The organism is Microbacterium plantarum (assembly GCF_035231185.1).
Lineage (GTDB): Bacteria > Actinomycetota > Actinomycetes > Actinomycetales > Microbacteriaceae > Microbacterium > Microbacterium plantarum.
In genome coordinates this window covers 582,899-606,396 of sequence record NZ_CP141117.1, presented here as the reverse complement: position 1 = coordinate 606,396, position 23,498 = coordinate 582,899, and the positions used below count along the sequence as shown (strand labels likewise).

Annotated in this window: 19 protein-coding genes and 1 tRNA gene; 8 read left to right on the top strand and 12 right to left on the bottom strand. The window is 71.4% G+C overall.

All coding sequences use genetic code 11. From position 1 onward, the window contains the following. Window positions 1-69: 69 nt before the first annotated feature. From VC184_RS02830 to VC184_RS02820, 3 genes are all read right to left on the bottom strand, one after another. A complete protein-coding gene (locus tag VC184_RS02830) occupies window positions 70-1,380 on the bottom strand; it encodes an LCP family protein (RefSeq protein ID WP_274178366.1) in 1,311 nt (436 codons plus the stop codon). Window positions 1,381-1,650: 270 nt separating this feature from the next. Further along, a complete protein-coding gene (locus tag VC184_RS02825) occupies window positions 1,651-3,291 on the bottom strand; it encodes a RecQ family ATP-dependent DNA helicase (protein WP_323987237.1) in 1,641 nt (546 codons plus the stop codon). A 4-nt stretch (window positions 3,292-3,295) separates the two neighbouring features. Beyond that, window positions 3,296-4,054, bottom strand: a complete 759-nt coding sequence (locus tag VC184_RS02820; protein ID WP_323987236.1) for a hypothetical protein — start codon at window positions 4,052-4,054, stop codon at window positions 3,296-3,298. Window positions 4,055-4,164: 110 nt separating this feature from the next. Here VC184_RS02820 and VC184_RS02815 point away from each other — a divergent pair, with 110 nt between their 5' ends. Both VC184_RS02815 and VC184_RS02810 read left to right on the top strand, forming a co-directional pair. Continuing rightward, window positions 4,165-6,648 (top strand): acyltransferase family protein, encoded by a 2,484-nt coding sequence (locus VC184_RS02815; protein WP_323987235.1) that lies wholly within the window; start codon window positions 4,165-4,167, stop codon window positions 6,646-6,648. A 306-nt stretch (window positions 6,649-6,954) separates the two neighbouring features. After that, complete coding sequence (locus VC184_RS02810; protein ID WP_323987234.1) at window positions 6,955-7,812, top strand: hypothetical protein; 858 nt, start codon at window positions 6,955-6,957, stop codon at window positions 7,810-7,812. A 47-nt stretch (window positions 7,813-7,859) separates the two neighbouring features. On the opposite strand, the gene VC184_RS02805 is transcribed toward VC184_RS02810, so the two are convergent. The 4 genes from VC184_RS02805 to serS all read right to left on the bottom strand — a co-directional run bounded on the left by VC184_RS02805 (window position 7,860) and on the right by serS (window position 11,712). Then, window positions 7,860-8,663, bottom strand: a complete 804-nt coding sequence (locus tag VC184_RS02805; RefSeq protein WP_274178361.1) for a hypothetical protein — start codon at window positions 8,661-8,663, stop codon at window positions 7,860-7,862. Between the two features lie 709 nt (window positions 8,664-9,372). Beyond that, window positions 9,373-9,460 (bottom strand) — tRNA-Ser (locus tag VC184_RS02800). Window positions 9,461-9,508: 48 nt separating this feature from the next. Then, window positions 9,509-10,450 (bottom strand): HAD family hydrolase, encoded by a 942-nt coding sequence (locus VC184_RS02795; RefSeq protein ID WP_269267211.1) that lies wholly within the window; start codon window positions 10,448-10,450, stop codon window positions 9,509-9,511. Next, a complete protein-coding gene (gene serS / locus VC184_RS02790; RefSeq protein WP_103841271.1) occupies window positions 10,447-11,712 on the bottom strand; it encodes a serine--tRNA ligase in 1,266 nt (421 codons plus the stop codon). Before serS ends, VC184_RS02795 begins: the two co-directional genes overlap by 4 nt. Window positions 11,713-11,827: 115 nt before the next feature. Between serS and VC184_RS02785 the strand changes: the two genes are divergently transcribed. The 3 genes from VC184_RS02785 (at window position 11,828) to VC184_RS02775 (ending at window position 15,541) form a co-directional block, all read left to right on the top strand. Further along, window positions 11,828-13,018 (top strand): diacylglycerol/lipid kinase family protein, encoded by a 1,191-nt coding sequence (locus tag VC184_RS02785; protein WP_323987231.1) that lies wholly within the window; start codon window positions 11,828-11,830, stop codon window positions 13,016-13,018. A 63-nt stretch (window positions 13,019-13,081) separates the two neighbouring features. Further along, window positions 13,082-14,446, top strand: a complete 1,365-nt coding sequence (locus tag VC184_RS02780; RefSeq protein WP_323987230.1) for a cryptochrome/photolyase family protein — start codon at window positions 13,082-13,084, stop codon at window positions 14,444-14,446. Between the two features lie 48 nt (window positions 14,447-14,494). Further along, window positions 14,495-15,541 (top strand): LLM class flavin-dependent oxidoreductase, encoded by a 1,047-nt coding sequence (locus tag VC184_RS02775; protein ID WP_323987228.1) that lies wholly within the window; start codon window positions 14,495-14,497, stop codon window positions 15,539-15,541. Window positions 15,542-15,595: 54 nt separating this feature from the next. Here the strand turns inward: VC184_RS02775 and pheA are convergent, their stop codons facing one another. Both pheA and VC184_RS02765 read right to left on the bottom strand, forming a co-directional pair. After that, entirely contained in the window at window positions 15,596-16,558 is a 963-nt protein-coding gene (gene pheA, locus VC184_RS02770) for a prephenate dehydratase (RefSeq protein WP_112616472.1), read from the bottom strand. After that, window positions 16,555-17,451: an EamA family transporter gene (locus VC184_RS02765; RefSeq protein WP_323987227.1), complete on the bottom strand. Its 897-nt coding sequence runs from the start codon at window positions 17,449-17,451 to the stop codon at window positions 16,555-16,557. The genes pheA and VC184_RS02765 overlap by 4 nt, the downstream gene beginning before the upstream one ends. 73 nt (window positions 17,452-17,524) lie before the next feature. Here VC184_RS02765 and VC184_RS02760 point away from each other — a divergent pair, with 73 nt between their 5' ends. Further along, on the top strand, window positions 17,525-18,451 hold the full coding sequence (locus VC184_RS02760) for a LysR family transcriptional regulator (protein WP_323987226.1): 927 nt from the start codon (window positions 17,525-17,527) through the stop codon (window positions 18,449-18,451). A 52-nt stretch (window positions 18,452-18,503) separates the two neighbouring features. Further along, window positions 18,504-20,144 (top strand): phosphoglucomutase (alpha-D-glucose-1,6-bisphosphate-dependent), encoded by a 1,641-nt coding sequence (gene pgm / locus VC184_RS02755; RefSeq protein WP_112616468.1) that lies wholly within the window; start codon window positions 18,504-18,506, stop codon window positions 20,142-20,144. Window positions 20,145-20,262: 118 nt separating this feature from the next. Here pgm and VC184_RS02750 read toward each other — a convergent pair whose 3' ends face one another. Next, window positions 20,263-20,757 carry a MarR family winged helix-turn-helix transcriptional regulator gene (locus VC184_RS02750; protein WP_282502045.1) on the bottom strand — a complete coding sequence of 165 codons (495 nt, stop codon included), beginning with the start codon at window positions 20,755-20,757 and terminating at the stop codon, window positions 20,263-20,265. Window positions 20,758-20,851: 94 nt separating this feature from the next. Here VC184_RS02750 and VC184_RS02745 point away from each other — a divergent pair, with 94 nt between their 5' ends. Then, window positions 20,852-21,781, top strand: a complete 930-nt coding sequence (locus VC184_RS02745; RefSeq protein WP_282502044.1) for an NADP-dependent oxidoreductase — start codon at window positions 20,852-20,854, stop codon at window positions 21,779-21,781. Window positions 21,782-21,932: 151 nt separating this feature from the next. On the opposite strand, the gene VC184_RS02740 is transcribed toward VC184_RS02745, so the two are convergent. Together VC184_RS02740 and VC184_RS02735 are read right to left on the bottom strand one after the other, a co-directional pair. Further along, window positions 21,933-22,553, bottom strand: coding sequence for a bifunctional 4-hydroxy-2-oxoglutarate aldolase/2-dehydro-3-deoxy-phosphogluconate aldolase (locus VC184_RS02740; protein WP_323987224.1), 621 nt, complete (start codon window positions 22,551-22,553; stop codon window positions 21,933-21,935). Next, on the bottom strand, window positions 22,550-23,494 hold the full coding sequence (locus VC184_RS02735; RefSeq protein ID WP_274178353.1) for a sugar kinase: 945 nt from the start codon (window positions 23,492-23,494) through the stop codon (window positions 22,550-22,552). The genes VC184_RS02740 and VC184_RS02735 overlap by 4 nt, the downstream gene beginning before the upstream one ends. Window positions 23,495-23,498 lie beyond the last annotated feature (4 nt).

Below are 23,498 nucleotides of genomic sequence, written 5' to 3'. Positions count from 1 at the left end.
CGGATGCACCCGGCAATCATAGCCCGGACTGCCTCAGGCTCCGAATCGAGGGCCGGAGAGCACCCCGGCTCACCGGGAGCTGACGGTACAGGTGACCTGCGCCGCCGTCTGGCCCGTGACCGACTCCGGCAGCACGACCGGTCCGCCCGCCTCGGGCGCGTCCGTCGCGGGCGCGTCCGGCGTCGCCGCCGGGTCGGCGGGCGCTGTGGAATCGGTCGGAGCGGGCGTGGGAGGAGCCGCCTCGCCGACGACCTCGGTGCCGTAGCCGTCACTCGTCGACCCGCTCAGCTGCACCGGCTGGTTCGCGGCGAGCGCGTCGAACAGCACCTTGGCGGCGCTCTCGACCGGCTGCACACGTGATCCGCCGTTGACGTAGGCCGTGGGGTACTGCACGAACACGATGTCCTCGTAGGGCACGCTGCGCATGGCGAGGGCGATCTGTACCATCCGCTGCGGGCTCGACAGCGACGAGCTCAGCTTGATCTGCCCGCTGGCGACCTGGTCGACGGCGGTGGTGGCGAGATTGAGCAGCGCCGTGGGGTTTCCGAGCACCCCGTCGGACTGCAGCTTGCGCACCATCGAGCTCATGAACTGCTGCTGGTTCGAGATCCGGCCGAGGTCGGATCCGTCGCCGATCGCGTACCGCGTGCGGAGGAACTGCAGCGCTTCCGTGCCCTGGAGGGTGTGGTTGCCCTTAGTCAGGCTCAGCCCCGTGTGAGAGTCGTTGACGTCATCCGACACGCAGACGTCGACGCCGCCGATCGCGTCGGACATGTTGATGACGCCGGTCCAGCGGGTCGCGGCGGCGAATTGGATGTCGATCCCGGTCAGCTCTTCGATCGTGCTGACGGAGCACGCGAGACCGCCGTACATGTACGAGACGTTGAGCATCTGCGCACTCATCGCCGAGTACTGGGTGCCGTCCTCACCGGTGCAGGCGGGGATGGGGACGATCATGTCGCGCGGGAACGAGATGACCGTCACGCGCCGCGGCTCGTCGCTGATGTGCACGAGCATCGTCACATCGTTGCGCTCACCGTCGGTGTCCTTCGCCTGGCAGGCGGACGAGAGCTCGGCGTTCGCGCCCTCGCACGAGTCGGTGCCGACCACGAGCATGTTCACGCCGCCCTCGATCTCGCCGATCGTCGGGGGGAGCTGCGAGTCGTCGTCGCCGATCGAGACGCCGGCATCGGCCACGACCTGCGTGGCGTTCCACACGTAGAAGCCGCCGACGGCGACACCGCTCACGACCACGACGGCGACCATGACGCCGAGCACCGCCAGGATCTGGGTCAGCGGGTTCGGCGACCGCAGCTGGCCGTGCCGGGCGACGGGACGACGACGGCGCCGCGACGCCTTCGCATCGGAACGTGCGCTCACGGGTGTCCTCTCGACGAGCCGGCGAGGAGTGCGTTCGGGTGCGCGCTCTTCGCGTCGCGCAGGCACTCCCGGTGACCGACTCATCATAGGGACGGATGTCTGGAAAGTCCGTGAGCGCCCCGGACATGCGAGGCGGTGACGCCCCCCATTCAGCCGCCACCGCCCGACATGTCGCCGTGCTCACCTGCACGCTAACCAGCCGCGAGCGGGCAACCGGCCGGAACGGGACGAGACTGGTAACCGCTCCCAGGGGCGAGTCGCGACCGGCGGTCAGGCGGGTTCGAGCAGACCGCGCTCGGCGACGAGCTCCGTGGCGAGCACCTTGTACCCCTGCGATTCGAAGAACACGGTGACACGGTCGTCCTCGACGGCCATCACGGTTCCCTCACCCCACTCGTGGTGGCGCACGACGTCGTCGACGCGGAAGGGACCGTCGGCGTGACCACCCCGTTCCTCCGAGGTTTCCTCGCGCGCCGCTCGGTCGTTCGCGGATGCCGCGCACGTGTCGCAGTTCTCGCACGGCTCGACGTAGTCCTGCCCGAAGTATCCGAGCAGCGTCGCCCGCCGGCACCGACGGGTCTCGGCATAGCTGCGGAGCATCTCGATACGGGAGGCGTCGATGCGTTCCCGCTCGGCCGACCTCTCCAACGCAGCGTCGACGGCGCGCTCCACGGTCATCCCCCGCCGCAGCGCGACCCCGGCGCGACTCGTCCGCATCGCGCCCGCATCGACGAGAACCGTCAGCAGCGCGGTCACGCGACGGGTCGACAGCCCGCCGGCCGCGGCGATCTCGGCGCGCGACCGCGTCGCGCCGGCGATGGCGTCGACGAGTCGCTTGAGCTCGCCCCGCTTCGGTGCCGACGCCGCGAAGAAACGTCGCAGCGACAGGTCTTCGGGCCGATAGTGAAGCGTCGCCGTCGCGGGCTCGCCGTCGCGGCCGGCGCGACCGAGCTCCTGGTAGTAGGCGTCGATGGAGTCGGGGATGTCGGCGTGGACGACGAAGCGCACGTCGGCCTTATCGATCCCCATCCCGAACGCGGAGGTGGCGACCACGACCTCGACCTCGCCGTCGTGGAACGCCTCGTGCACCCCGTGCCGCTCCTTCGCCGACAGGCCGGCGTGGTACGCGACGGCGTTGATCCCTCGTTCCTGCAGCGCCTCGGCGTACTCCTCGGTGCCGCGCCGGGTGGCGGTGTACAGCAGCCCCGGCTTGGGCAGCTCCACTACCTCGTCGATCACGGCGTCGCGCTTGCCCGACTTCTCGGAGTGACGGCGGACGTTCAGCTCGATGTTCGGCCGGTCGACGTCGCCCACGAGGATGGCCGGGTCGTCCATGCCGAGCCGCTCGATGATCTCGGTGCGGACGGGGCTGGTGGCCGTCGCCGTCATCGCGAGGATCGGCGGTCGCCCCAGACGCTCGGAGACCTCGCCGAGCATCAGGTAGTCCGGGCGGAAGTCGTGTCCCCAGGCTGCGATGCAGTGCGCCTCGTCCACGACCAGCAGCGAGACCCCGGCCTTGGCGAGCTCGGCGACGACGTCATCCTTCGCGAGCTGTTCGGGCGCGAGCAGGACGTACGAGGCCTCTCCCGACCGGATCGCCTCCCAGGCCTCGCGCTGGGCGCGCACGCCCCGGCTCGAGTTCAGGGCGACGCCGTCGGGCGCATCGGGCGCCTCCTCGATGCGCGCGAGCTGGTCCTCCTGCAGCGCGATGAGGGGCGCGACGATCGCGGTCAGGCCGGGCCGGAGAGCCGCAGCGACCTGGTAGACGGCCGACTTGCCCGCACCCGTCGCCCAGACGACCAGCACGTCTCGCCCGGCGACCGCCGCCTCGATGGCATCGAGCTGCTGCGGGCGCAGCTCCTCGATGCCGAAGGACTCTCGGGCGACACGGGCGATCTCGTCGGGCTGCACCGATTCAGTCCATCGCGCCCGCTGCCACAGCGCACGCCGGTTGCGCCGGCGCTTCCGGTGTGGAAGGCGCGTCGTCGGCGGGCAGCCCGCGCCGCTGCACACGGTCGTAGGACGGCTGGCGCAGCGCGCGCACCCAGGGGTAGACCCGCGCGCCGGGCAGCACCCGCCGTCCGGCGTCGAATCGGGGCTGCTCACCCGGCCATGCGGCGCGGGTCAGACGCACGAGCGCGAACGGACGCCACGGGCCCAGCGGTGAGGCGAACGAGAGGACGAGCCGCCAGTCCGCGGCATCCGGGCTGCCGTCCACGGTCGTCGCCGCGAGCAGCACCGGACCGCGACGACCGCGGTAGGGCAGCAGGATGCCGAAGCGTGCGCGCTCGGGCCTGCGCAGGGGCAGCAGCGCGTAGCGCAGCGGCACGCCCCGTCCTGTCGAGGCGAACTCGATGTCGCCGGCGTCGACCTCCGGTGATGCGGATTCGCCCGAGAGGCGCAGAGCGAGCCCGAAGATGTCGGGCAGGGTGTCCGGCAGCCCCACGGAACGCGACAGTCGGGCGACGACCCTCGCCTCACCCGACTGCGGTGGCTCGTCGATCCACGAGATGCCCGACCGGCGTTCGGGCCCGACCCAGCGGACGGTGCCCGTCAGCATCGTGCCGCGCACGTGAATCGGGCGCGGTCGACGCAGAACCTGCAGAGCGCCGAAGAACCCGCGGAGCAGCATTCCGGCGACGCGGGCGAGAGGTGCTCGAGGAAGAGCTGTCATAGCACCACCGAACTCGATTTCCTGCATCTTGCGCACAGGGGTTGCGCTGGGACGTCGATGCGCTATGAGATCGCTCCCACTACACTCGGGGACGCCCTTCCGGACGCCATGTGAACAGCCCCACGCTCTCCCACCCGACGCCGCGACGCGACATCCAGGGCCTCCGGGCCCTCGCCGTCCTCGCGGTCATCGGCGCGCACGCGGTCGGCTGGCCACGTGGCGGATTCGTCGGGGTCGACGTGTTCTTCGTCGTCTCCGGCTTCCTCATCACCGGCGCGCTGCTGCGCGAGGCGCAGCTGACGGGCGGCATCCGCCTCGCCGCCTTCGCCGGTCGGCGCGCCCGCCGCATCCTGCCCCTCGCGGTCGTCGTACTCATCGCCACAGCGGCGAGCGCCTTCGTCGTCTTCAATCGCCCGCGCGCCGAGCAGACGCTCCTCGACGCCCTGTGGTCGGCGGGGTTCGCCGCGAACTGGCGATTCACCGCGGTCGGCACCGATTACTTCCACGCCGACGACGCGGTCTCGCCGCTTCAGCACTTCTGGTCGCTCGCCGTCGAGGAGCAGTTCTACCTCGCCTGGCCGCTGCTGCTCCTGCTGGCCGTCTCGCTCCTGCCCGCCGCCCGTCGTCGCGGCGCCGCGGCGACCGGGGCCGTGGCCGTGCTCGCAGCGGTCGTCGTCACCGCCTCGTTCGCGTGGGCGCTGCTGCAGAGCGCGGATGCCGCCGTCCCAGCCTACTTCTCCACCTTCACCCGCGCGTGGGAGCTGGCGGCCGGGGCGCTCATCGCCGCGGCGGTGCCGCTGCTGCGCCGCATTCCGCCCGTCGTCGGCGGACTCGTGTCCTGGATCGGTGTCGGGGGCCTCATCGTGGCCTTCGCCGTCATCGATCCCGCGGCGGGCGGATTCCCGGCTCCGTGGGCCGCCCTTCCCGTCGCCGCGACGGCGCTCGTGCTCGCCGGCGGCGTGCCGGGCGACCCGCGGCATCGGCACCTCTTCCCGCTGACGAACCCGGTGAGCGTCTTCGCGGGCGACGTGTCGTACTCGCTGTACCTCTGGCACTTCCCGGTCATCGTGTTCGCCGCCGTGCTGCTGCCCGCCCGCGATGCCACGACGACGCTCGTGCTCGCGGTCACGGTCGTCCTCGCGGTCGCCTCGTACCACCTGGTCGAGCGACCGTTCCGGTTCGCGCCGTACGGCCGGCCGGTCGGCGGCGAATCGGCCGAGGCGCCGCCCGAGGATGCCGCCGCCGCGCTGGTGCCCACTGCGGTCCGCCCTGCGGCGCCGGTTCGGGATGCCACGACGGTTCGGGATGCCGCGCCGGTTCGGGATGCCGCTCCAGCACCGGCTCCACGCGCGCTCAGCACCCGCCCCGCGGGCTGGACTCCCGGGACGCGGTACTACCCCGGGGCGCCCTCGGCCACGTCCACGAGCGCGTCGAGCGGCGCTCCTGAGCTGAGCCGCGCGGACCTCGGCGACGGCCCGGGCGTTCCGGAGGTTCCAGCGCCGCGCGCCATCGCAAGCCCCGAACCCGCCCCCGCCGCTGCGCCCGAGCCGGTGCCCGCTTCCGCGCCCTGGGCCGCGTGGCGCGCCCGCTTCGGCCCGCCGGCGCTGCTCGCGGCATCCGGGCTCGGCATCGCCGCCCTGGCCGTCGTGCTCGTCGTCCAGAACGTCTTCGGCGGCCTCACGGCATCGCTCGTCGCCTTCCCGCCCGCGGGCGCCGCCGACGCCGCGAGCGACGCGGCGGACGCGGACCCCGGCGACCCGATCGCCGCCCTGCAGGCCGAGCTCGCCTCGGCCGCGACCGCGACCGAGTGGCCCCAGCTGCATCCCTCGCTCGACGAGGTCATGACCCGGTCGTCGGCGAGCAACCCGGCTCGCGACTGCTTCTCGCCCGAGGTGTCGCCGACCGCCGCGGGCTGCTCCACGGGCAGCTCCGACGCCCCGGTCCACGTCTATCTCGTCGGCGATTCGACCGCGATGGCCTACGCCCCGGCGTTCCGCAAGCTCGCCGACGACAGCGACGGCGGCATCCGCGTGACGACCGTCGGCCTCTACGGATGCCGTTTCACCGACGTCGCGGTGCAGAACGACGGCGCCGGCGTCATGACGGCATGCCCGCAGCGCAAGGCCGATGTCCGCGCCATGATCCTCGCCGACGCGCCCACCCTCGTCGTGATGTCGAACGCGTACACGCTCGGCCACACCCCCGACGGCGCCGACCTCTCGGCCGATGCGCTGCTCGCCGCCCAGGAGGCCGAAGCCGACACCTACGGGATGCCGGGCCGCATCGTGCACCTCGCGCCGCCGCCGGAGGGCGCCGATCTCGGGCGCTGTTACTCCCCCGCCGCCTCGCCGTACGGATGCGCGGCCGGCGTCTCGAGCACGTGGGGCCAGATGGAGTCGGCGGCCGAGCAGGTGGCGGCCGCATCCGGCAACCACGCGGTGAGCTCACTGCCCTTCACCTGCTGGGAGCTCGTGTGCCCCGCTTTCGCGGGCGACATCCCGACGCGGTACGACCGCACGCACCTGACGGTCGCGTACGCGGAGCACATCGTGCCCGCGCTGCGCGCCGAACTCGCCGCTCGCGGGCTGCTCTAGCCCGCGGAGCGAGACGCGGACGGGAGCCTTCATCCGTTTGGATGAACTTCGGGCCGTAATGCGCGGGGCACGTGCCACGGACGGCAGATCCTTCGCCCGACGCCGGTCGTGGTTTCGCCCGCGTTTCCGGGCGTCGGCAGCACCGGATCGTCGCGTCGGAGGCGGCCGCCAGCGACTCGCGCGTCCAGAGCAGCGCGAGCGGAGGACTAGCTTGAGGTGCCCGCTCGACGTGGCTGCTCTGGGGGCGCCACCTGACGACGCTCGTCGTGTCTGCGTGGCATCACACCGTTCAATCTGGAGATCCGCATGACCACCACTCCGCCGCCCTTCGGCGCGCCCGAAGCGCAGCCCGCCCCTTACTACCCGCCTCAGCCCGCGGGGGTGATGCCGACGAAGCAGCGCAACATCGTCGGCATCGTCGCGCTCGCGATCTCCGCCGTCGGATTCATCTTCGCGTGCGTGCCCGCTGCACTGATCCTGGGCTGGATCCTCCTGCCGGCCGGCTTCATCCTGGGCATCGTCGCCGTCTGCCTGTCGGGCCGCGTCAAGTGGCAGGCGCTGACGGCGATCATCGTCTCGGTCGTGGGAACCATCGTCGGCTTCCTCGTCTTCACCTTCGTCGTCGCCACCGCGCTCTCGGACGCTGTCGATGAGGCGACGGGCGGAAGCACGACCGTGAACGAGGCCCCGGCAGGTGCCGCGCCGCAGGACGAAACGGCCGACGAGGCCACGAGCGACGCCCCTACCGGCACGCGCGAGGACCCCCTGCCGTTCAGCGCCTCGATCAGCAACAACGACTGGGACGTGATCCTCAACTCGTTCGAGCGCAACGGAAACGACGCTGTGATGGCCGGGAACTCGTTCAACACGGAACCCGGCGAGGGCACCCAGTACGTCATCCTCGACATGACAGCCACCTACAAGGGGAGCGGCGACGGTAGTTCTGCACTTGTCCAGGTCGAGTACGTCGCGGCGGACGGCACCGTCATCTCGACCTGGGACAACTTCGTCTCCGGTGTCGAGCCCACCTTCGGCACGGCGAGCTTGCTGGCAGGCGCCTCAGACACCGGCAAGCAGGTGTACCTCGTACCGTCCTCGCTCGATGGCCTCATCCGCGTGACGCCGGGAATCCTCGCCGACGAGGTCTACTTCCAGCTTCCGTGACCGTCAGCTGTTCGGCTGGGTACGTCGCCGTGCCCGGCCGAACGGGGCTATCCGCGGGCAGAGCCCCAGCTCTCACGCGAGGGGGAATCCGGCGGCGGCCGCGTCCCGCTCAATTCACGCGTTCGTCTCGCCGTGTCGACAACGAGCGACAGCCTGTCCAGCCCCGCCGATCCGGCCTCCACATGTCGCCAGGTTCGCGGGTCGGCGCGCGCATGCCCGATAGCGTTCATCATCAGCTCGAGCTCGCGCTTGTCCAACCCGGGGTGGCCGTCAACGTCATCCGGTCCCAGCAGCGTCGCGAGGAGAGCGAAGTCGCCGAGATGTCGGGCGCGGTTCCGGTCGAGCGGGACGGTGTAGGCGGCCGCCTTCGCGATCAAGGCGCCGAGAAGAGACGGCCGCGGCGCGCTTCCCACACGGTCTCCGATTCGCACCTGCACCGTTTCTGTTCGATTTACGGCCTTCTGTGCGCCAGGCGTTTCGATCGTCCGGCCGCCACCAACGCCAGTTCTGTTTGCCGCAACCGGCCCGAGATGCCGAGGGATGAGCACGTCGACAGCCGCTGCACCCTTGCGCCACCGGTGCTGAACTCCTGAACCGGTTGTCTCTGCTTCGAAACCGCGTCGGCTCAACGCGGCGGTGAAGACGCGAAGGATTTCCGGCTCCGACCGCACATCGAGGACAGTGTCTGCGTCGTCTGTAGGTCGCGCCATCGCAACACCTCGTTCGGCGCACCAGAGGTGCACCATTTGGCCTCCGACGATGGTCCAACCCGTCGCGAGCTCCTCATAGATGTCGAGCAAGGTCAGCCACGCTTGCTCCTGCGCCACAGTCATTGTCGGCAAGTCGATCATGTCAACCGTCGCCCACCTGTTTCCTGAAAAGCACGAGAGCTTGCTGCGCTTCCCGCGCTCCGCCTTCAGATAGGTCGGCCACGACGGCGAGCCAGGGCAGAGGGCGAGGCACTGGACCATCTACTGCTCGAAGAACGACATTCTCCGGGCCGACTGCAGGCAGCAGCAGGTGCTTCCTCTTGACGCTTTCAAGATCGAGCGAGTGAACGTACCCTTCTGCGAACTGGGCCGTGGACATCCCCGCCCGCGGATCGCTCGCCCCCGTCGCGATGACACGAGGGTCACCACCCACTCGGCTGGGCTCGGGGCCGGACAACCGCGACCGAACCGCCCGTCGCGCGAGGCTGGAGCGTATGACCGGCAGCGGGTCGGGGCTGTCCCGCAACTTTCGCCATCGCGATCGCAGACGGGAGAGTTCGGAAGGCGAGACCCAGTCCGGAGTCTTGCCTTCTGCCACAGCGATGAAGGCCCACGCCACCCGTGGACTGAAAGGCTGTCCCGCGCGGCGTCCGAACGAGGGAAGGCTCGCTGATTCCACCATCCACTGCGTACCGATGCGCTCGCCGCTGATGTCCTGAGAAGCGAGCATCGCGCGGACACGCCGCGGCGAGACGCCGAGTTGTGAGGCGGCATCAGCCACGCTGATCAAGCCCATGAACAGTATTATTCCACCGCCGGAATAATACTGTCAACGCGGCCTGGTCTGGCATGGCGGAGGGTGTGGGATTCGAACCCACGGGACATTGCTGCCCACCAGTTTTCAAGACTGGATCCTTCGGCCGCTCGGACAACCCTCCCAGCGGCGTGAACCGCTGAGCTTCGATCCTAGCCGCCCGCGGCCCCGGTCAGAGCGAGCGGAGGATGGCCGCGACGCCGCCCTCCTGAACCGACACGGTGGTCTCGGATGCCTCGGCCAGCAGTTCGGTCGCGCCCTGCGCCATCGCGATCGCCCGCCCGCCGCGCTCGCGCGCCCAGCGGAACATCCCGATGTCGTTGCGGCCGTCGCCCATGACGAGGACGTCGGCCGGCTCGATGTCGAGCCACGTGCGCACCCGCTCGAGCGCCGTGGACTTGTCGACGCCCTGCGGCGCGATGTCGAGCCAGGCCGACCAGCCCACCGCGTACGACACCTTGTTCAGGCCGATGCGGTCGACCAGCTCGACGAAGTCGGAGTCGGTCTCATCAGGAGAGACCACGACGACGCGGCACACCTCCTGCTCCGACAGCTCGGCGAAAGCGACCTTGTCGGCGTCGTGCAGGTTCCAGTCGTGGAGCTCCTCGGTGTAGAGGCGGCGCCCGTCGGGCAGCTCGACCATGTAGCGGGCGTGCGGCAGGTGCTGACGCAGCAGGCCGAGCACCTCGCTCGGGTCGAACGTCTCGATGAAGAAGCGCTCGTAGGCGAGCACGTCGGCGAAGTCGTCGTCGATCCGCTTGAGGATCACGGCACCGTTCGAGCACACGACGTAGTCGGGGTTCAGCGCGAGCGAGCCGAGGATGCCATGCGTCCCCTCCCACGAGCGTCCTGTCGCGAGCATCACCTCGTGACCGGCCGCGTGCGCGTCGGCGACCGCCTCCACCACGCCGGGACTGAGCGTCTCGTCCTCGAGCAGCACGGTGCCGTCGATGTCGAGCACGATCATCAGGCGCGAGGCGCCGGCGACCGCCGGCATCACCTCGGCGACGTCCTCGACGATCTCGGCCGCATCGCGCGGCGCGACGACCTCGATGCCGCCCTCGTCGGGAAGCGCGTCGGGCGCTTCCGTCATCCCGCCGTCGGCGCCGGTCATGCGATCGGCTCCGCGACCTCGAGGCCGCCGAGATAGGGCCGCAGCACCTCGGGGATCACGACCGAGCCGTCCTCCCGCTGATGGGTCTCGAGAAGAGCGACGATCCACCGGGTCGTGGCGAGCGTGCCGTTGAGGGTCGCCACCGGCTCGGTCTTGCCGCCGTCGGGGCGGTGACGGATGTCGAGGCGACGCGCCTGGTACGTCGTGCAGTTCGAGGTCGAGGTGAGCTCGCGGTACGCGCCCTGCGTGGGCACCCACGCCTCGATGTCGTACTTGCGCGCCGCGCTCGAGCCGAGGTCGCCAGCCGCGACGTCGATGACGCGGTACGACAGCCCGAGGTCCTGCAGCATCCGCTCCTGCATCTCGACGAGGCGCAGGTGCTCGGCCGCCGCGTCGGCGGGCGTCGTGTAGACGAACATCTCCAGCTTGTTGAACTGGTGCACCCGGATGATGCCGCGCGTGTCCTTGCCGTACGAGCCCGCCTCGCGCCGGTAGCAGGTCGACCACCCGGCGTAGCGCTTGGCGCCGCGCTCGAGGTCGAGGATCTCGTCCATGTGGTATCCCGCAAGGGGGACCTCGCTCGTGCCGACGAGGTAGGCGTCGTCCTCCTCGAGGTGGTACACCTCCGCCGCGTGCTCGCCGAGGAATCCGGTGCCCCGCATGACCTCGGGACGCACGAGCGTCGGCGGGATCAGCGGCGTGAACCCGGCGGCGAGGGCACGGTCGAGGCCGAGCATCATGAGCGCGATCTCGAGGCGCGCGCCGATGCCGCTGAGGAAGTAGAAGCGGCTGCCGGCGACCTTCGTGCCGCGCTCCATGTCGATGGCGCCGAGCTTCTCGCCGAGGGCGAGGTGGTCGAGCGGCTCGAAGTCGAACGACGGCGGCTCACCGTGCGTGCGAAGCGTGACGAAGTCGGCCTCGCCGCCCGCGGGCACATCATCGATGACGATGTTCTCGATGCGGGCGAGCGCGGCGTCCGCGGCCTCCTCGGCGGCGGTGACGGCCTGCTGGGCCTGCTTGACCCGTTCGCTGAGCTGCTTGGCCTCGGCGACGAGCGCGGCCTTCTCGTCCTTCGGCGCCTGCGCGACCTTCTTGCCGTGGGCGTTCTGCTCGGCACGGAGCCGCTCGAACGTCGTGATGGCCTCGCGGCGCTCGCGATCGGCGGCAATGGCGTCATCCACGCTCTCCGACGAGTTCCCGCGCTTCACCTGCGAGAGTTTCACCAGGTCGGGCTGTTCACGGAGCAATGCGAGGTCGATCACGCGTCAAGTCTAGGGTCGCCCGCATCCGCGCAGCCGGATCAGCGCACCCCGTACCGCCGCGGCCGTCCGGCGCAAGGGGCAATCCGCCACGGGCGGCCACCCCTAGGGTGTAGCCATGGCGACCGAGTCCGACGACACCTCCTCGCGGGAGCGCTCCGACGATCCCACCTCCCAGACCCCCGACCCGGAACAGGCGGCGGCTCCCGACGACGTCATCCGCGAGCCCGAGGACGTCGCGCCCGACACGACCGACGGTGAGACCGGCGAGGCACGCCGCGTCGGCCCCGAGGGCGAGACGGAGCCGATGTCGGGCGGCTCGGAGAAGCCCAATCCCAAGGCGGCCCTCGTCTACAACCCCATCAAGGTCGACGGCGACGCTCTGCGCGAGCAGGTGCTCCGCGCCGCCGAGGCGGCCGGGTGGGAGGAGCCCCTCTTCTACGAGACGACGGTCGACGACCTCGGCGACGACGTCACGCGTCAGGCGCTCGAGTCGGGCGTCAACGTCGTGCTCGTGGCCGGCGGCGACGGTACGGTGCGTGCCGTGTCGGGAGAGATGAGCGGCAGCGGCATCCCGCTCGCCATCGTCCCCAGCGGAACGGGGAACCTGCTCGCCCGCAACCTCGGTCTGCCTCTCACCGAGCCCGAGACCATGATCGAAGCGGCCTTCAGCGGCGACCGGACCGCGATAGACGTCGGCTGGGCGCGGATCACCCGCGAGAGCGGCGAGGTCGAGAAGCACGCGTTCGTCGTCATGGGCGGCATGGGGCTCGACGCGGCCATGATCGCCAACACCAACCCGCAGCTGAAGAAGTCGGTCGGCTGGGTCGCATACGTCGACGGCGCGACGCGCTCGCTCGTCAACGCCAAGCCGTTCCGCGTCGTCTACCAGCTCGACGGGCACCGCATGCACGCGGCTCGCGTGCAGAGCGTGCTCTTCGCGAACTGCGGGTCGCTGCAGGCCGGCATCGCCCTCATTCCCGAGGCTTCGATCACCGACGGCCAGCTCGATGTCGTCATCATGCAGCCGAAGGGCTTCTGGGGCTGGCTGCTCGTGTGGCGCCGCGTCGCGTGGGATAACAGCTTCCTGCGGAAGTTCCGGGCCGGACGCCGTGTGCTCGCGCTGCGGACGAAGGACAACGCGGTCGTCTACTCGCGAGGCCGCGGCGTTGCGCTCGCCCCGCAGGAGCCGCACCCCGTGCAGCTCGACGGCGACGAGTTCGGCGAGGCGAAGCACGTGCAGACGCGCATCGACCCGCGCGGCCTCGTTGTCGCCGTGCCGGCCGGGCATAAGCTGCCCGGCGGCTGAGCCCCCGCGCGTCCGCGCTGTCAACCGCTCGCTGACGCCGGAGTGGCCCGACAGGATGACGGGATGAGCTCGCCTTCGATCGTCTGGTTCCGCGACGACCTGCGCCTGGCCGACCACCCCGCGCTGCGCGCCGCCCTCGACCGCGGGGAGCCCGTCGTCGGCCTGTACGTGCTCGACGAGGAGTCTGCGGGCATCCGCCCGCTCGGCGGCGCAGCACGATGGTGGTTGCACCACTCGCTCGCATCGCTCGCCGACGATCTGCGCGCTCGCGGGTCGCATCTCGTGCTGCGCCGCGGAGCTGCGGCATCCGTCGTCCGGTCGCTCGTCGACGACATCGGTGCCGGAGCCGTGTACTGGAACCGCCGGTACGGCGGAGCCGAGCGTGCTGTCGACACCGACCTGAAGGACGGTCTGCGCGCCGACGGCGTAGAGGTCGAATCGTTCGCGGCGAACGTGCTGTTCGAGCCGTGGACGGTCAAGACCGGGAGCGGCACTCCGTTCTCGGTGTTCACCCCGTTCTGGAACGCGGCACGCAACCTGCCCGCCCCGCGTGAGCCGCTCCCCCGGCCGGACGAGGTCCCCGGCCTGCGCTCATCGCCCGCCGGCGACGACCTCGACGATTGGGAGCTGCTGCCCACCCGGCCCGACTGGGCGGGCGGTCTGCGCGAGCGCTGGCAGCCCGGCGAGGCGGCGGCGCGCGCACGCCTGCGCGAGTTCCTCGACGACGACCTCGGCACCTACGACGCGGCCCGCGACGAACCCAGCGCGGGAGCGACCTCGCTGCTCTCGCCGCGCCTGCGATGGGGCGAGCTGAGCCCGCACACCGTCTGGCACGCAGGAGTCGAAACCGGCGGCGGCACCGGCGCCCATGCGACCTCCGCCTCGCGCTTCCTCTCCGAGCTCGGCTGGCGCGAGTTCGCGTGGCACACGCTTTACCACTTCCCCGATCTCGCGACGAAGAACTGGCGGAGAGGCTTCGACGCCTTCCCCTGGCCGGCCCTCGACCCCGCACACCTGACGGCGTGGGAGAAGGGCGAGACCGGCGTGCCGATGGTGGATGCCGGGATGCGCGAGCTCTGGCACACCGGATACATGCACAACCGGGTGCGGATGGTCACGGCATCCTTCCTCACCAAGAACCTGCTCATCGACTGGCGACTCGGTGAGCAGTGGTTCTGGGACACCCTCGTCGATGCCGACGGTGCCAGCAACGCCTTCAACTGGCAGTGGGTCGCGGGATCAGGGGCCGACGCGTCGCCCTATTTCCGTATCTTCAACCCCGAGCGGCAGGCCGAGAAGTTCGACCCGAGAGGGCTGTACATCGGGCAATGGGCGCCCGACAGCGCCGCGCGCGAGCCGATCGTCGACCTCGCCGAGACCCGGAAGGCGGCGCTGCAGGCGTACGAGGCGGTGAAGCGGGCGCGGTGACGCGGGCTCGGGAATGCCGGCGGAGGCCGCGCGGTTGACAGAGGCGATATGACTGATGCATCCCGCCCCGCCCTGTCCGTGCTCGACCTCGTGCCCGTGCGCACGGGACAGACCAGCGCGCAGGCCATCGCGGCGTCGCTGACCGTCGCGCAGCGGGCGGACGAGCTCGGCTACCGCCGCTACTGGTTCGCCGAGCACCACAACATGCCCGCCGTCGCCTCGACGACCCCGCCGGTGCTCATCGCAGCCGCGGCAGCGCGCACTTCCCGCATGCGGGTCGGCTCCGGCGGCGTCATGCTTCCCAACCACTCGCCCCTCGTCGTCGCCGAGCAGTTCGCGGCGCTCGAGGCCATCGCCCCCGGGCGCGTCGACCTGGGCATCGGGAGGGCCCCCGGCAGCGATCCCGTCATCACGCAGCTGCTGCGTCAGTCGGGCACGACGAGCGACGTCGACCGGTTCCCCGACAACGTCCGCGACATCCTGGCCCTCGTGACCGGCGACGGCGCGACGGTGCGGTTCACGTCGGGCGGGACGTACGACGTCCACGCGACGCCCGCCGCCACGACGACGCCGGATGTCTGGCTGCTCGGATCGAGCGATTACTCGGCGCAGCTCGCCGCCGCCCTCGGCCTGCCGTACGTGTTCGCGAACCACTTCTCGGGTGAAGGCCTCGACCGTGCGCTCGGGCTCTACCGCGACCAGTTCCGGCCGTCCGAGACCCTCGACGCGCCGCGGACGTTCCTCACCGCGAACGCCGTCGTCGCCGACAGCGATGCGGAGGCCGAAGCCCTCATGCTGCCGCAGGCCCGCATGATGGCGCGCCTGCGCGGAAACCGTCCGCTCATCGCCCTCGAGACCGTCGAGGAGGCCGCCGCCGCCGAGGCGACCGACCACCTCGCCGCACCGCTGCTGGACGCCCTGCGCTCGCGCTGGTTCGTCGGCACCGGTCCCGAGGCCCAGGCCGCCCTCGCCACGTTCGCCGCGCAGCACGGCGTCGACGAGGTCATGGTCTCGCCGGTGTCGGCCGCGCACGACGGCGAGCAGCCGGATGCCGCTCCCGCCCGCATCCGCACCCTCGAGCTCCTCGCCGCCTGAACCCGCCTCACCCGTCCCGGTCCCGGTCGTCTCGCCACAAACTGCGGCGGTGGGTCAGGCCTCGGGCTCGCCGGAGATCAGGGCCCGCAGCCAGTCGCGCGCCTCGACGAAGACGTCGTCGGAGTACCGCTGCGGGTAGCGGACGATCGCCCGATCGGCGCGGGGGTACGACCCGAGGAACAGCACCTTCGGGCTGAAACGCCGCACGCCCATGAGGGCGTCGGCCATGCGCTCGTCGGCGACGTGGCCGTCGGCGTCGATGACGAACCGGTACCGTCCGAGCGCATCGCCGATCGGCCGCGACTCGATCAGCGAGAGGTTGATGCCGCGGGTCGAGAACTGCTCGAGCAGCTCGAGCAGCGCACCCGGGTGGTCATCGGGCAGCTCCGCGATGAGCGAGGTCTTGTCGGCCCCCGTCGGCGACGGCGGGGCGACCGTGCGGCTCACGAGGACGAACCGGGTGACCGCGTGCTCGTTGTCGCCGATGTCGGATGCGAGCAGCTCGAGGTCGTGATGCTCGAGGATGCCGGGGGGCGCGATCGCCGCGTCGGCGTCGCTGACCCCGTCGATGAGGCCGACCGCGGCGGCGACATTGCTCGCGGCGGGCAGGTGCGCGTGCTCGGGGAGCGTCTTGAGCAGCCACTGCAGGCACTGCGCGTAGGCGACCGGGTGCGCGGCGATCAGCGACACGTCCTCGATCCGGGTGCCGGGCCGCGCCACGAGCACGAAGTTCACGGGCACGAGGTACTCGCCGACGATCCGCAGACCCGGCATCGTGGCCAGCGCGTCCTGCGCCGTCGAGACTCCGCCGTCGACGGAGTTCTCGATCGCGATCATCGCGGCATCCGAGCGTCCGTCCACGACATCCGCGAGCGCTTCGCCGACGTTGCGCACCGACCGCCAGATCTGGTCGCGCGCCTCGGGCACCTGGGCGAGGGCGGCCTCGGTGAAGGTCCCCGCCGGCCCGAGATAGCTGTAGGTGCGGCGGGCGGGCTGGTCGTCGTGCTCGGGCGTCACGCAACGAGCCTAGACCGGCGCGCCCACGGCACGCGCGCGCTGGTCACGAGCACGCCGAGCACGAGCACCGCTCCGCCGACGATCTCGGCGGGGGCGGGCATCTGTCCGAGCAGTGCCGCGGCCGCCGCCATCGCCACGACGGGTGCCAGCAGCACCCACGGCACGACGGCGGCTGACGGATTGCGCGCCAGCAGACCGTTGAAGATCGCGTAGCCGACGAGGGTGCAGAGCCCCGCGGTGTAGACCGTCGAGACGAGGGCGCGGATGCCGAACCCGGCAAGACCCGCGCCGATCGCTTCCGCCCCCTCGAACACCAGCGCCAGCACGAGCGCGGGCACCGGCACGACGAGGGCGGACCAGACGGTGAGCGAGAGCGCCCCGAGCGGACCGCGCCCGGTGACCACGCCGGCGCGGCGGGCGATCACGTTGCCGACGGCCCACGACAGGGCGGCGCCGAGCGCGAGCACGACGGCGAGCGCCGGAGCGTCTCCCCCACGGCCGGCGGCGACGGTCGCGAGCCCGGCGATCCCGAGGCCCACGCCGATCACCTGCCCCGGTGTGGGGCGCTCGCGCAGCACTCCGGCCGCGATGACGACGGTGAACACCGCCTGGGCCTGCATGAACAGCGCGGCGAGACCCGGCTGCAGCCCGAGCCCGAGAGACAGGTACAGCAGCGCGAACTGGCCGAGGCTCATGAACAGCCCGACCCCGATCACCGACCCCCAGCCGGCCCGAGGGCGCGGCACCACGAGCGCGAAGACGGCGACGGCGGCGAACCGGATCGCCACGAACAGCAGAGGCGGGATGCCGGCCATGCCCCAGTCGATGACGAGGAAGTTGAACCCCCACAGGGCCGCCACCGCAGCCGCCAGGATCATGTCGCGTCGAGTCACGAGGCTCAGTCCACCGCGCCGGACCATCAACGACAAGCGATGCTTTCTCCACTCGAATCGGTAGCATCACTTCATGATCGATCTGGATGCCGTCCACTCGCTGCGAACCGTCGCACGGGAAGGCAGCGTCGCGGCCGCGGCATCCGCTCTGGGATTCACACCCTCGGCGGTATCGCAGCAGATCAAGCGTCTCGAGCGCGAGACCGGTGTCGCGCTGCTCGAACGCGTCGGCCGCGGTGTGGCCCTCACGGCCGCCGGAACGCAGCTCGTGGTCGGGTCGACCCCGATCCTCGCCGACCTCGAGCGACTGCGCGCCGACCTGCACGCCGGCGTCGGTGCGGACGGAGACGGCCGCGTCACCGGCGAGCTGCGCCTCGCCGCGTTCTCGACCGTCGTGCGCGGGCTGCTCGCTCCCGTGCTCGTGGGTCTGGCCGCCGCCCACCCCGACCTGCGGCTGCCGGTGCGCGAGAGCGAGCCCTGGGAGACGGTGGCGCTCGTCGCCTCGGGCCAACGCGACCTCGGCATCGTCCACCAGTGGGGCGGCGTCGCCCTCGCGATCCCCGAGAACCTGGTCGTCACGCCGCTGTTCACGGATGTCGCCGACGTCATCCTCCATCGCGACCATCCGCTCGCCGGCCGCGACGTCCTGCACCCGGCCGACCTCGCGCGTGAGCAATGGGTCGCCACCTTCGACACGACCATCTGCCGGCAGTGGCTGCGGCGGCTGTTCGACGGCATCGGCGGCGCCCCCCGCGTGCTGTACGAGTCGATGGAGTTCGAGAACCACATCGAGCTCGCCCGAACCGGAGCGGTCGTCGCGCTCGTTCCGCGCCTGGGACGCGGCGATCTCGGCCCGGATCTCGTCGCGGTGCCGACCGAGGCTCCCGCGTCGACGCGCGATATCTCCGCGGTGCATCGGCGCTCGCAGGCCGACTCCCCCGCGCTCAGAGCAGTCCTCGCCGCGCTGCTCGCCGCGACGAACGCGCACGATCGGCCGTGAGTGCCGTGTCAATCCGTCACCGCCGCGCCCGGAAACGGGCAGACTAAGCACTATGAGCCGTGCAGGAGCGCCCGCAGAAGCATCCGACCTCATCGACATCGATGAGCTGATCGCCGCCTACTACGACCGGAAGCCGGATGCCGCGGTCCCCGGGCAGCGCGTCGCGTTCGGAACGAGCGGCCACCGCGGTTCGTCGCTGTCGACGAGCTTCAACGAAGACCACATCCTCGCCACAACCCAGGCGATCGTCGACTATCGGCGCGCTCAGGGCATCGAGGGCCCGCTCTTCCTCGGGCGCGACACGCACGGCCTCTCCCTTCCCGCAGAGCGCAGCGCCATCGAGGTTCTCGTGGCCAACGGAGTCGACGTACGCGTCGACTCCCGCGACTCGTGGGTGCCGACGCCCGCGCTCAGCCACGCGATCCTGACCTACAACCGGGGCCGCGCGCTCGACGACGCGGGCCGCGCCGACGGCATCGTCGTGACGCCCTCGCACAACCCGCCGCGCGACGGCGGCTTCAAGTACAACCCCCCGCACGGCGGACCCGCCGACACCGACGCGACCTCGTGGATCGCCGACCGCGCGAACGAGCTCATCGCCGCAGGTCTCGAGGGCGTGCACCGCACCCGTCACGCCGACATCGACCTCGACGCGCTCGGCCAGTACGACTTCCGCGACGCGTACGTGCGCGACCTCGCCACGATCATCGACGTCGACGCGATCAAGGCGTCGGGCGTGCGCATCGGGGCCGACCCGCTCGGCGGCGCCTCGGTCGAGTACTGGGCGCTCATCGCCGAGGTCTACGGCCTCGACCTGACCGTCGTGAACCCCGAGGTCGACCCGACCTGGAAATTCATGACGCTCGACTGGGACGAGAAGATCCGCATGGACCCGTCGTCGCCGTCGGCGATGGCCGCGCTCGTGGCGCGCCGCGACGAGTACGACATCCTCACAGGCAACGATGCCGACGCCGACCGCCACGGCATCGTGACGCCCGACGCGGGTCTGATGAACCCGAACCACTACCTCGCCGTCGCGATCGACTACCTCTTCGCGAACCGCCCCGGCTGGCCGGCGGATGCCGCGGTCGGCAAGACCCTCGTCTCGTCGATGATCATCGACCGCGTGGCCGAGTCGCTCGGCCGCGAGCTGCTCGAGGTCCCCGTGGGCTTCAAGTGGTTCGTTCCCGGCCTGCTCGACGGCTCCGTCGCCTTCGGCGGCGAGGAGTCGGCGGGGGCCTCGTTCCTCCGCAAGGACGGCAGCGTGTGGACCACCGACAAGGACGGCATCCTGCTGTGCCTGCTCGCCGCCGAGATCCTCGCGGTCACGGGCAAGACTCCGTCGCAGCGCTACGCCGAGCTCGAGGCCCAGTTCGGGTCGTCGGCCTACCAGCGCGTCGACGCCGCGGCGACGCCGGAGCAGAAGGCCGCGCTCGGCAGGCTGTCGGGCGACGCCGTGACCGCCACGGAGCTCGCTGGCGAGCCGATCACCGCGAAGCTCTCGCACGCGCCGGGCAACGGTGCAGCGATCGGCGGCCTGAAGGTGCAAACCGAGCACGCGTGGTTCGCCGCGCGCCCGTCGGGCACCGAGGACGTCTACAAGCTCTACGCCGAGAGCCTGCGCGGACCCGAGCACCTCGCCGAGGTGCAGGCCGAAGCGCGCGCCGTGGTCTCGGCCGCGCTCGGCGCCTGACCCCGCGGCATCCTCGCATCACACGCCCAATGCACGGCTGAGCGCCGGTTGCACGACCTTCGAGCGTGAGCGGGCCGTGCGCTCGCGGCGAAGCCGTGCGCTCGGGCGCGTACCGCGGTCAGGACGGGCGGCGCCGGGATGCCGAACGGGGCGGCGCCGAGCGCAGGTGCGTCGTCACGCTGCCGAGGATGCGCGCGAGGTCGGCGGCGTCCGCGTCCGACAGCCGCGCGAACAGCAGCCGATGCACGGTCTCGATGTGACCGGGGAACACGGCGGCGAGCACCTCGCGCCCCGCGTCAGTCAGCACGACCACGGTGCTGCGCTCGTCCTCCGGAGACGGTGAGCGCGTGACGTATCCGCGCTGCTCGAGCAGCGTGGCCTGATAGGTCAGCCCGCTGCGGCTGTACACCACGCCGTCGGCGAGGTCGGTCATGCGCAGCGTGCCGCCCGGGGCGTCATTCAACCGCGCCAGCAGCTGGAACTGGACGTAGCTGAGACCTCCGGCATCCTTCAGCTGCGCCTCGACGGCGGGACGCAACAGGCTGCCCACCTCTGTGAAGGCGAGGTAGGCCGCGAGCTGCGTCGACGTCAGGGAGCGTGGCGCGTTCGTCATGGTTTCGATCATACCTATTGCTTCACATTCGAAGCAGTGCTACGTTCTCCATATCGCTTCGAATTCGAAGCACTTGAGCGTAAAGGATCACATCATGAAGGCAGTGCAGTTCTCTCGGACCGGTGGCCCCGACGTCCTGGAGGTCGTCGACATCGACCGCCCCGAGCCGGCCGCGGGGCAGGTCCGCATCCGAGTAGCCGCATCCGCGTACAACGCGGCAGACGGCGGGATGCGCGCGGGCTTCCTCCCCATCCCGATCGAGTTGCCCCACGTGCCCGGGTACGACGTCTCCGGGCACGTCGACGCGGTCGGCGCGGGCGTGAGCGACCTTGCCGTGGGCGACGCCGTCATCGCGTTCCTCCCCATGGAGCACGACGGCGGAGCGGCGGAGTTCGTGCTGGCTCCCGCCGACGCCGTGGTCGCCGCGCCCACGAGCATTCCCCCCGCCGATGCCGCCGCGCTGCCCTCCGTCGCGCTGACCGCATGGCAGGCCCTCTTCGACGACGGTCGCCTCGAACCCGGCCAGCGGGTGCTGATCGTCGGCGCCGGCGGCGTCGTCGGAAAGTACGCCGTCCAGCTCGCCAAGCGCGCCGACATCCACGTCATCGCCACCGCGAGCCCCCGCAGCGTCGACGCCGTCCGCGCTGCCGGAGCCGACCAGATCATCGACCACACTACGACCGACGTGCTGGGCGCGATCGACGGACGAGTCGACGTGCTGCTGAACCTCGCCCCGATCGAACCCGAGCTGTTCGAGGCCTACGTCGGGGCCGTCGCCGACGGCGGCGCGGTCGTCAGCACGACGGCGTTCATGGCCACGCCGAGCGACGAGGCGCGCGGCGTCCGTGCCGCGACGGTGTTCGTCCGCCGCGATAGCGACCGCCTGGCCGAGCTGGTCCGCCTCGTCGACGAGGGCGCGCTCACCGTCGAGGTCACGCGGCGCATCCCCCTCGCCGAGCTCCCCGCGCTGCACGCCGAGGCGGCTGAGAGCGGCATCGCGGGCAAGGTCATCGTCCTGCCCTGAGCGACGTCATCCGAGCCCACCACGACGAGCCGAGCTCCCGCCCCGCATCGCACCCAATGCACGGCCGAGCGCCGCGTGCACGACCTTCGAGCGCGAGCAGGCCGTGCGCTCGCGGCGAAGCCGTACGCTCGGGGCCGTCCGCTCGCGCGAGTCAACGCGCGAGGAGGGCTGCGAGGCGGGGCAGCTGCGACTCGTCTTCCAGGGCCGAGCCGACGGCCACCACGCGCACGCCAGCGTCGAGGAAGAGCCCGGCGTTCGTGGCGTCCATGCCGCCGGTCGCCACGAAGCGCACGCCGGGGAACGGACCGCGGATGTGCCGGAACCAGTCCGCGCCGAGCCACTGCGCGGGGAACGCCTTCAGCCACGTCAGCCCGAGGGCGACGGCCTGCTGCACCTCGCTCGGCGTCGCGACGCCGGGCAGGATCGGGATGCCGCGCTCCTGGGCGGCCCGCACCACGTCGGCGTCGAGACCCGGCGCCACCAGATAGGCGGCTCCGGCCGCGACGGCCTGATCGACCTGGGCGACCGTCAGGATCGTGCCGGCGCCCACGGCCTTGCCCCGCTCGGCGCCCAGGCGCACGACCTCGCGGAGCGCGCGCTCATCCTCTGCGGTCTGCAGCGGCACCTCCACGGAGTCGATGCCGAGGTCCCAGGCGGCTGTCGCGAGCCGGACGGAGCGCTCGAGTCCCATGCCCCGGAGGATCGCCATCAGCGGGGCTCCGGCGAAGATGTCGTCGAGCACGGCGGTCGGATCGGTAGGGGCGATGGTCATGACGGGTTCCTTTCGGAGAACGCGGCTGGGGTGAAGGCAGCAGTGGGGGTGACGCCATCGGGGAAATCGCCGGTCGTCCCCATCGTCAGCGCGGCGCGGGAGTGACCCGAACGCAGTCGCTCGGATGCCGGCGCTCCGGCGAGAAGGGCCGCCAGGTAGCCCCCGGCGAAGGCGTCGCCGGCTCCGACTGGCTCGACGACGTCGACGAGGAGGGCGGGCTCGAACACCCGCTCGCCGCCGGCGAAGAGCGTCGCGCCCACCGCGCCGTCCTTGACCACCAGCTGCGGCACCGCCGCGAGCAGCGCTCGCGCGTCATCGGCCGTCGCGGCACCCCAGAGGGCCTCGGCCTCGTCGCGACCGACGAAGACGATGTCGGCTCGGCGTGCGAGCGCGAGGAGGGGCGCCGCTGCCGCGGCGACGGGCCACAGCGGCGCGCGGTGGTTCACGTCGACGCTCACGAGCACGCCGGCCGCCCGTGCCCGGTCGACGACTCGGCCGAGGAACGCCGGCGCCGTGCCGCCGAGTGCGGCCGTGATGCCCGAGACGTGCAGCAGCGCGACGCCGTCCCACGACAGAGCGTCGGCGTCGGTCTCCGAGAGGTGCGCGGCCGCCGACCCCGCCCGGTAGTACGCGACGCCGTGACCGGGGTCCTTCAGGTAGAGGCCGGTCGGGTAATCGGCGTCGATGACGACCCGCGAGACGTCGACTCCGCGGGCACCGACCCGCGACAGGACCCGTCGACCGAGGGCATCGTCGCCGACGCGGGAGAACCACGCGGCGGGCTGACCGAGCGCGGCCGCGTGCGCGGCGACGTTCGACTCCGCTCCCCCGGCGTCGATGCGGAACACCTCGGCGTGCTCGAGGCGCTCCGCCGCAGCGGGCGCGACCATCGCCATGGTCTCGCCCGCCGTCAGCAGCGCCCCACGCAGCTCCCCCCGCATGGCC

Coding starts and splice junctions, on each gene's coding strand:
- VC184_RS02820 (WP_323987236.1), bottom strand. CDS start 4,054: ATGACAGCTCTTCCTCGAGCACCTCTCGCCCGCGTCGCCGGAATGCTG.
- VC184_RS02810 (WP_323987234.1), top strand. CDS start 6,955: ATGACCACCACTCCGCCGCCCTTCGGCGCGCCCGAAGCGCAGCCCGCC.
- VC184_RS02805 (WP_274178361.1), bottom strand. CDS start 8,663: ATGATCGACTTGCCGACAATGACTGTGGCGCAGGAGCAAGCGTGGCTG.
- VC184_RS02795 (WP_269267211.1), bottom strand. CDS start 10,450: ATGACCGGCGCCGACGGCGGGATGACGGAAGCGCCCGACGCGCTTCCC.
- VC184_RS02785 (WP_323987231.1), top strand. CDS start 11,828: ATGGCGACCGAGTCCGACGACACCTCCTCGCGGGAGCGCTCCGACGAT.
- VC184_RS02780 (WP_323987230.1), top strand. CDS start 13,082: ATGAGCTCGCCTTCGATCGTCTGGTTCCGCGACGACCTGCGCCTGGCC.
- VC184_RS02775 (WP_323987228.1), top strand. CDS start 14,495: ATGACTGATGCATCCCGCCCCGCCCTGTCCGTGCTCGACCTCGTGCCC.
- VC184_RS02760 (WP_323987226.1), top strand. CDS start 17,525: ATGATCGATCTGGATGCCGTCCACTCGCTGCGAACCGTCGCACGGGAA.
- pgm (WP_112616468.1), top strand. CDS start 18,504: ATGAGCCGTGCAGGAGCGCCCGCAGAAGCATCCGACCTCATCGACATC.
- VC184_RS02750 (WP_282502045.1), bottom strand. CDS start 20,757: ATGACGAACGCGCCACGCTCCCTGACGTCGACGCAGCTCGCGGCCTAC.
- VC184_RS02745 (WP_282502044.1), top strand. CDS start 20,852: ATGAAGGCAGTGCAGTTCTCTCGGACCGGTGGCCCCGACGTCCTGGAG.
- VC184_RS02740 (WP_323987224.1), bottom strand. CDS start 22,553: ATGACCATCGCCCCTACCGATCCGACCGCCGTGCTCGACGACATCTTC.
- VC184_RS02735 (WP_274178353.1), bottom strand. CDS start 23,494: ATGCGGGGGGAGCTGCGTGGGGCGCTGCTGACGGCGGGCGAGACCATG.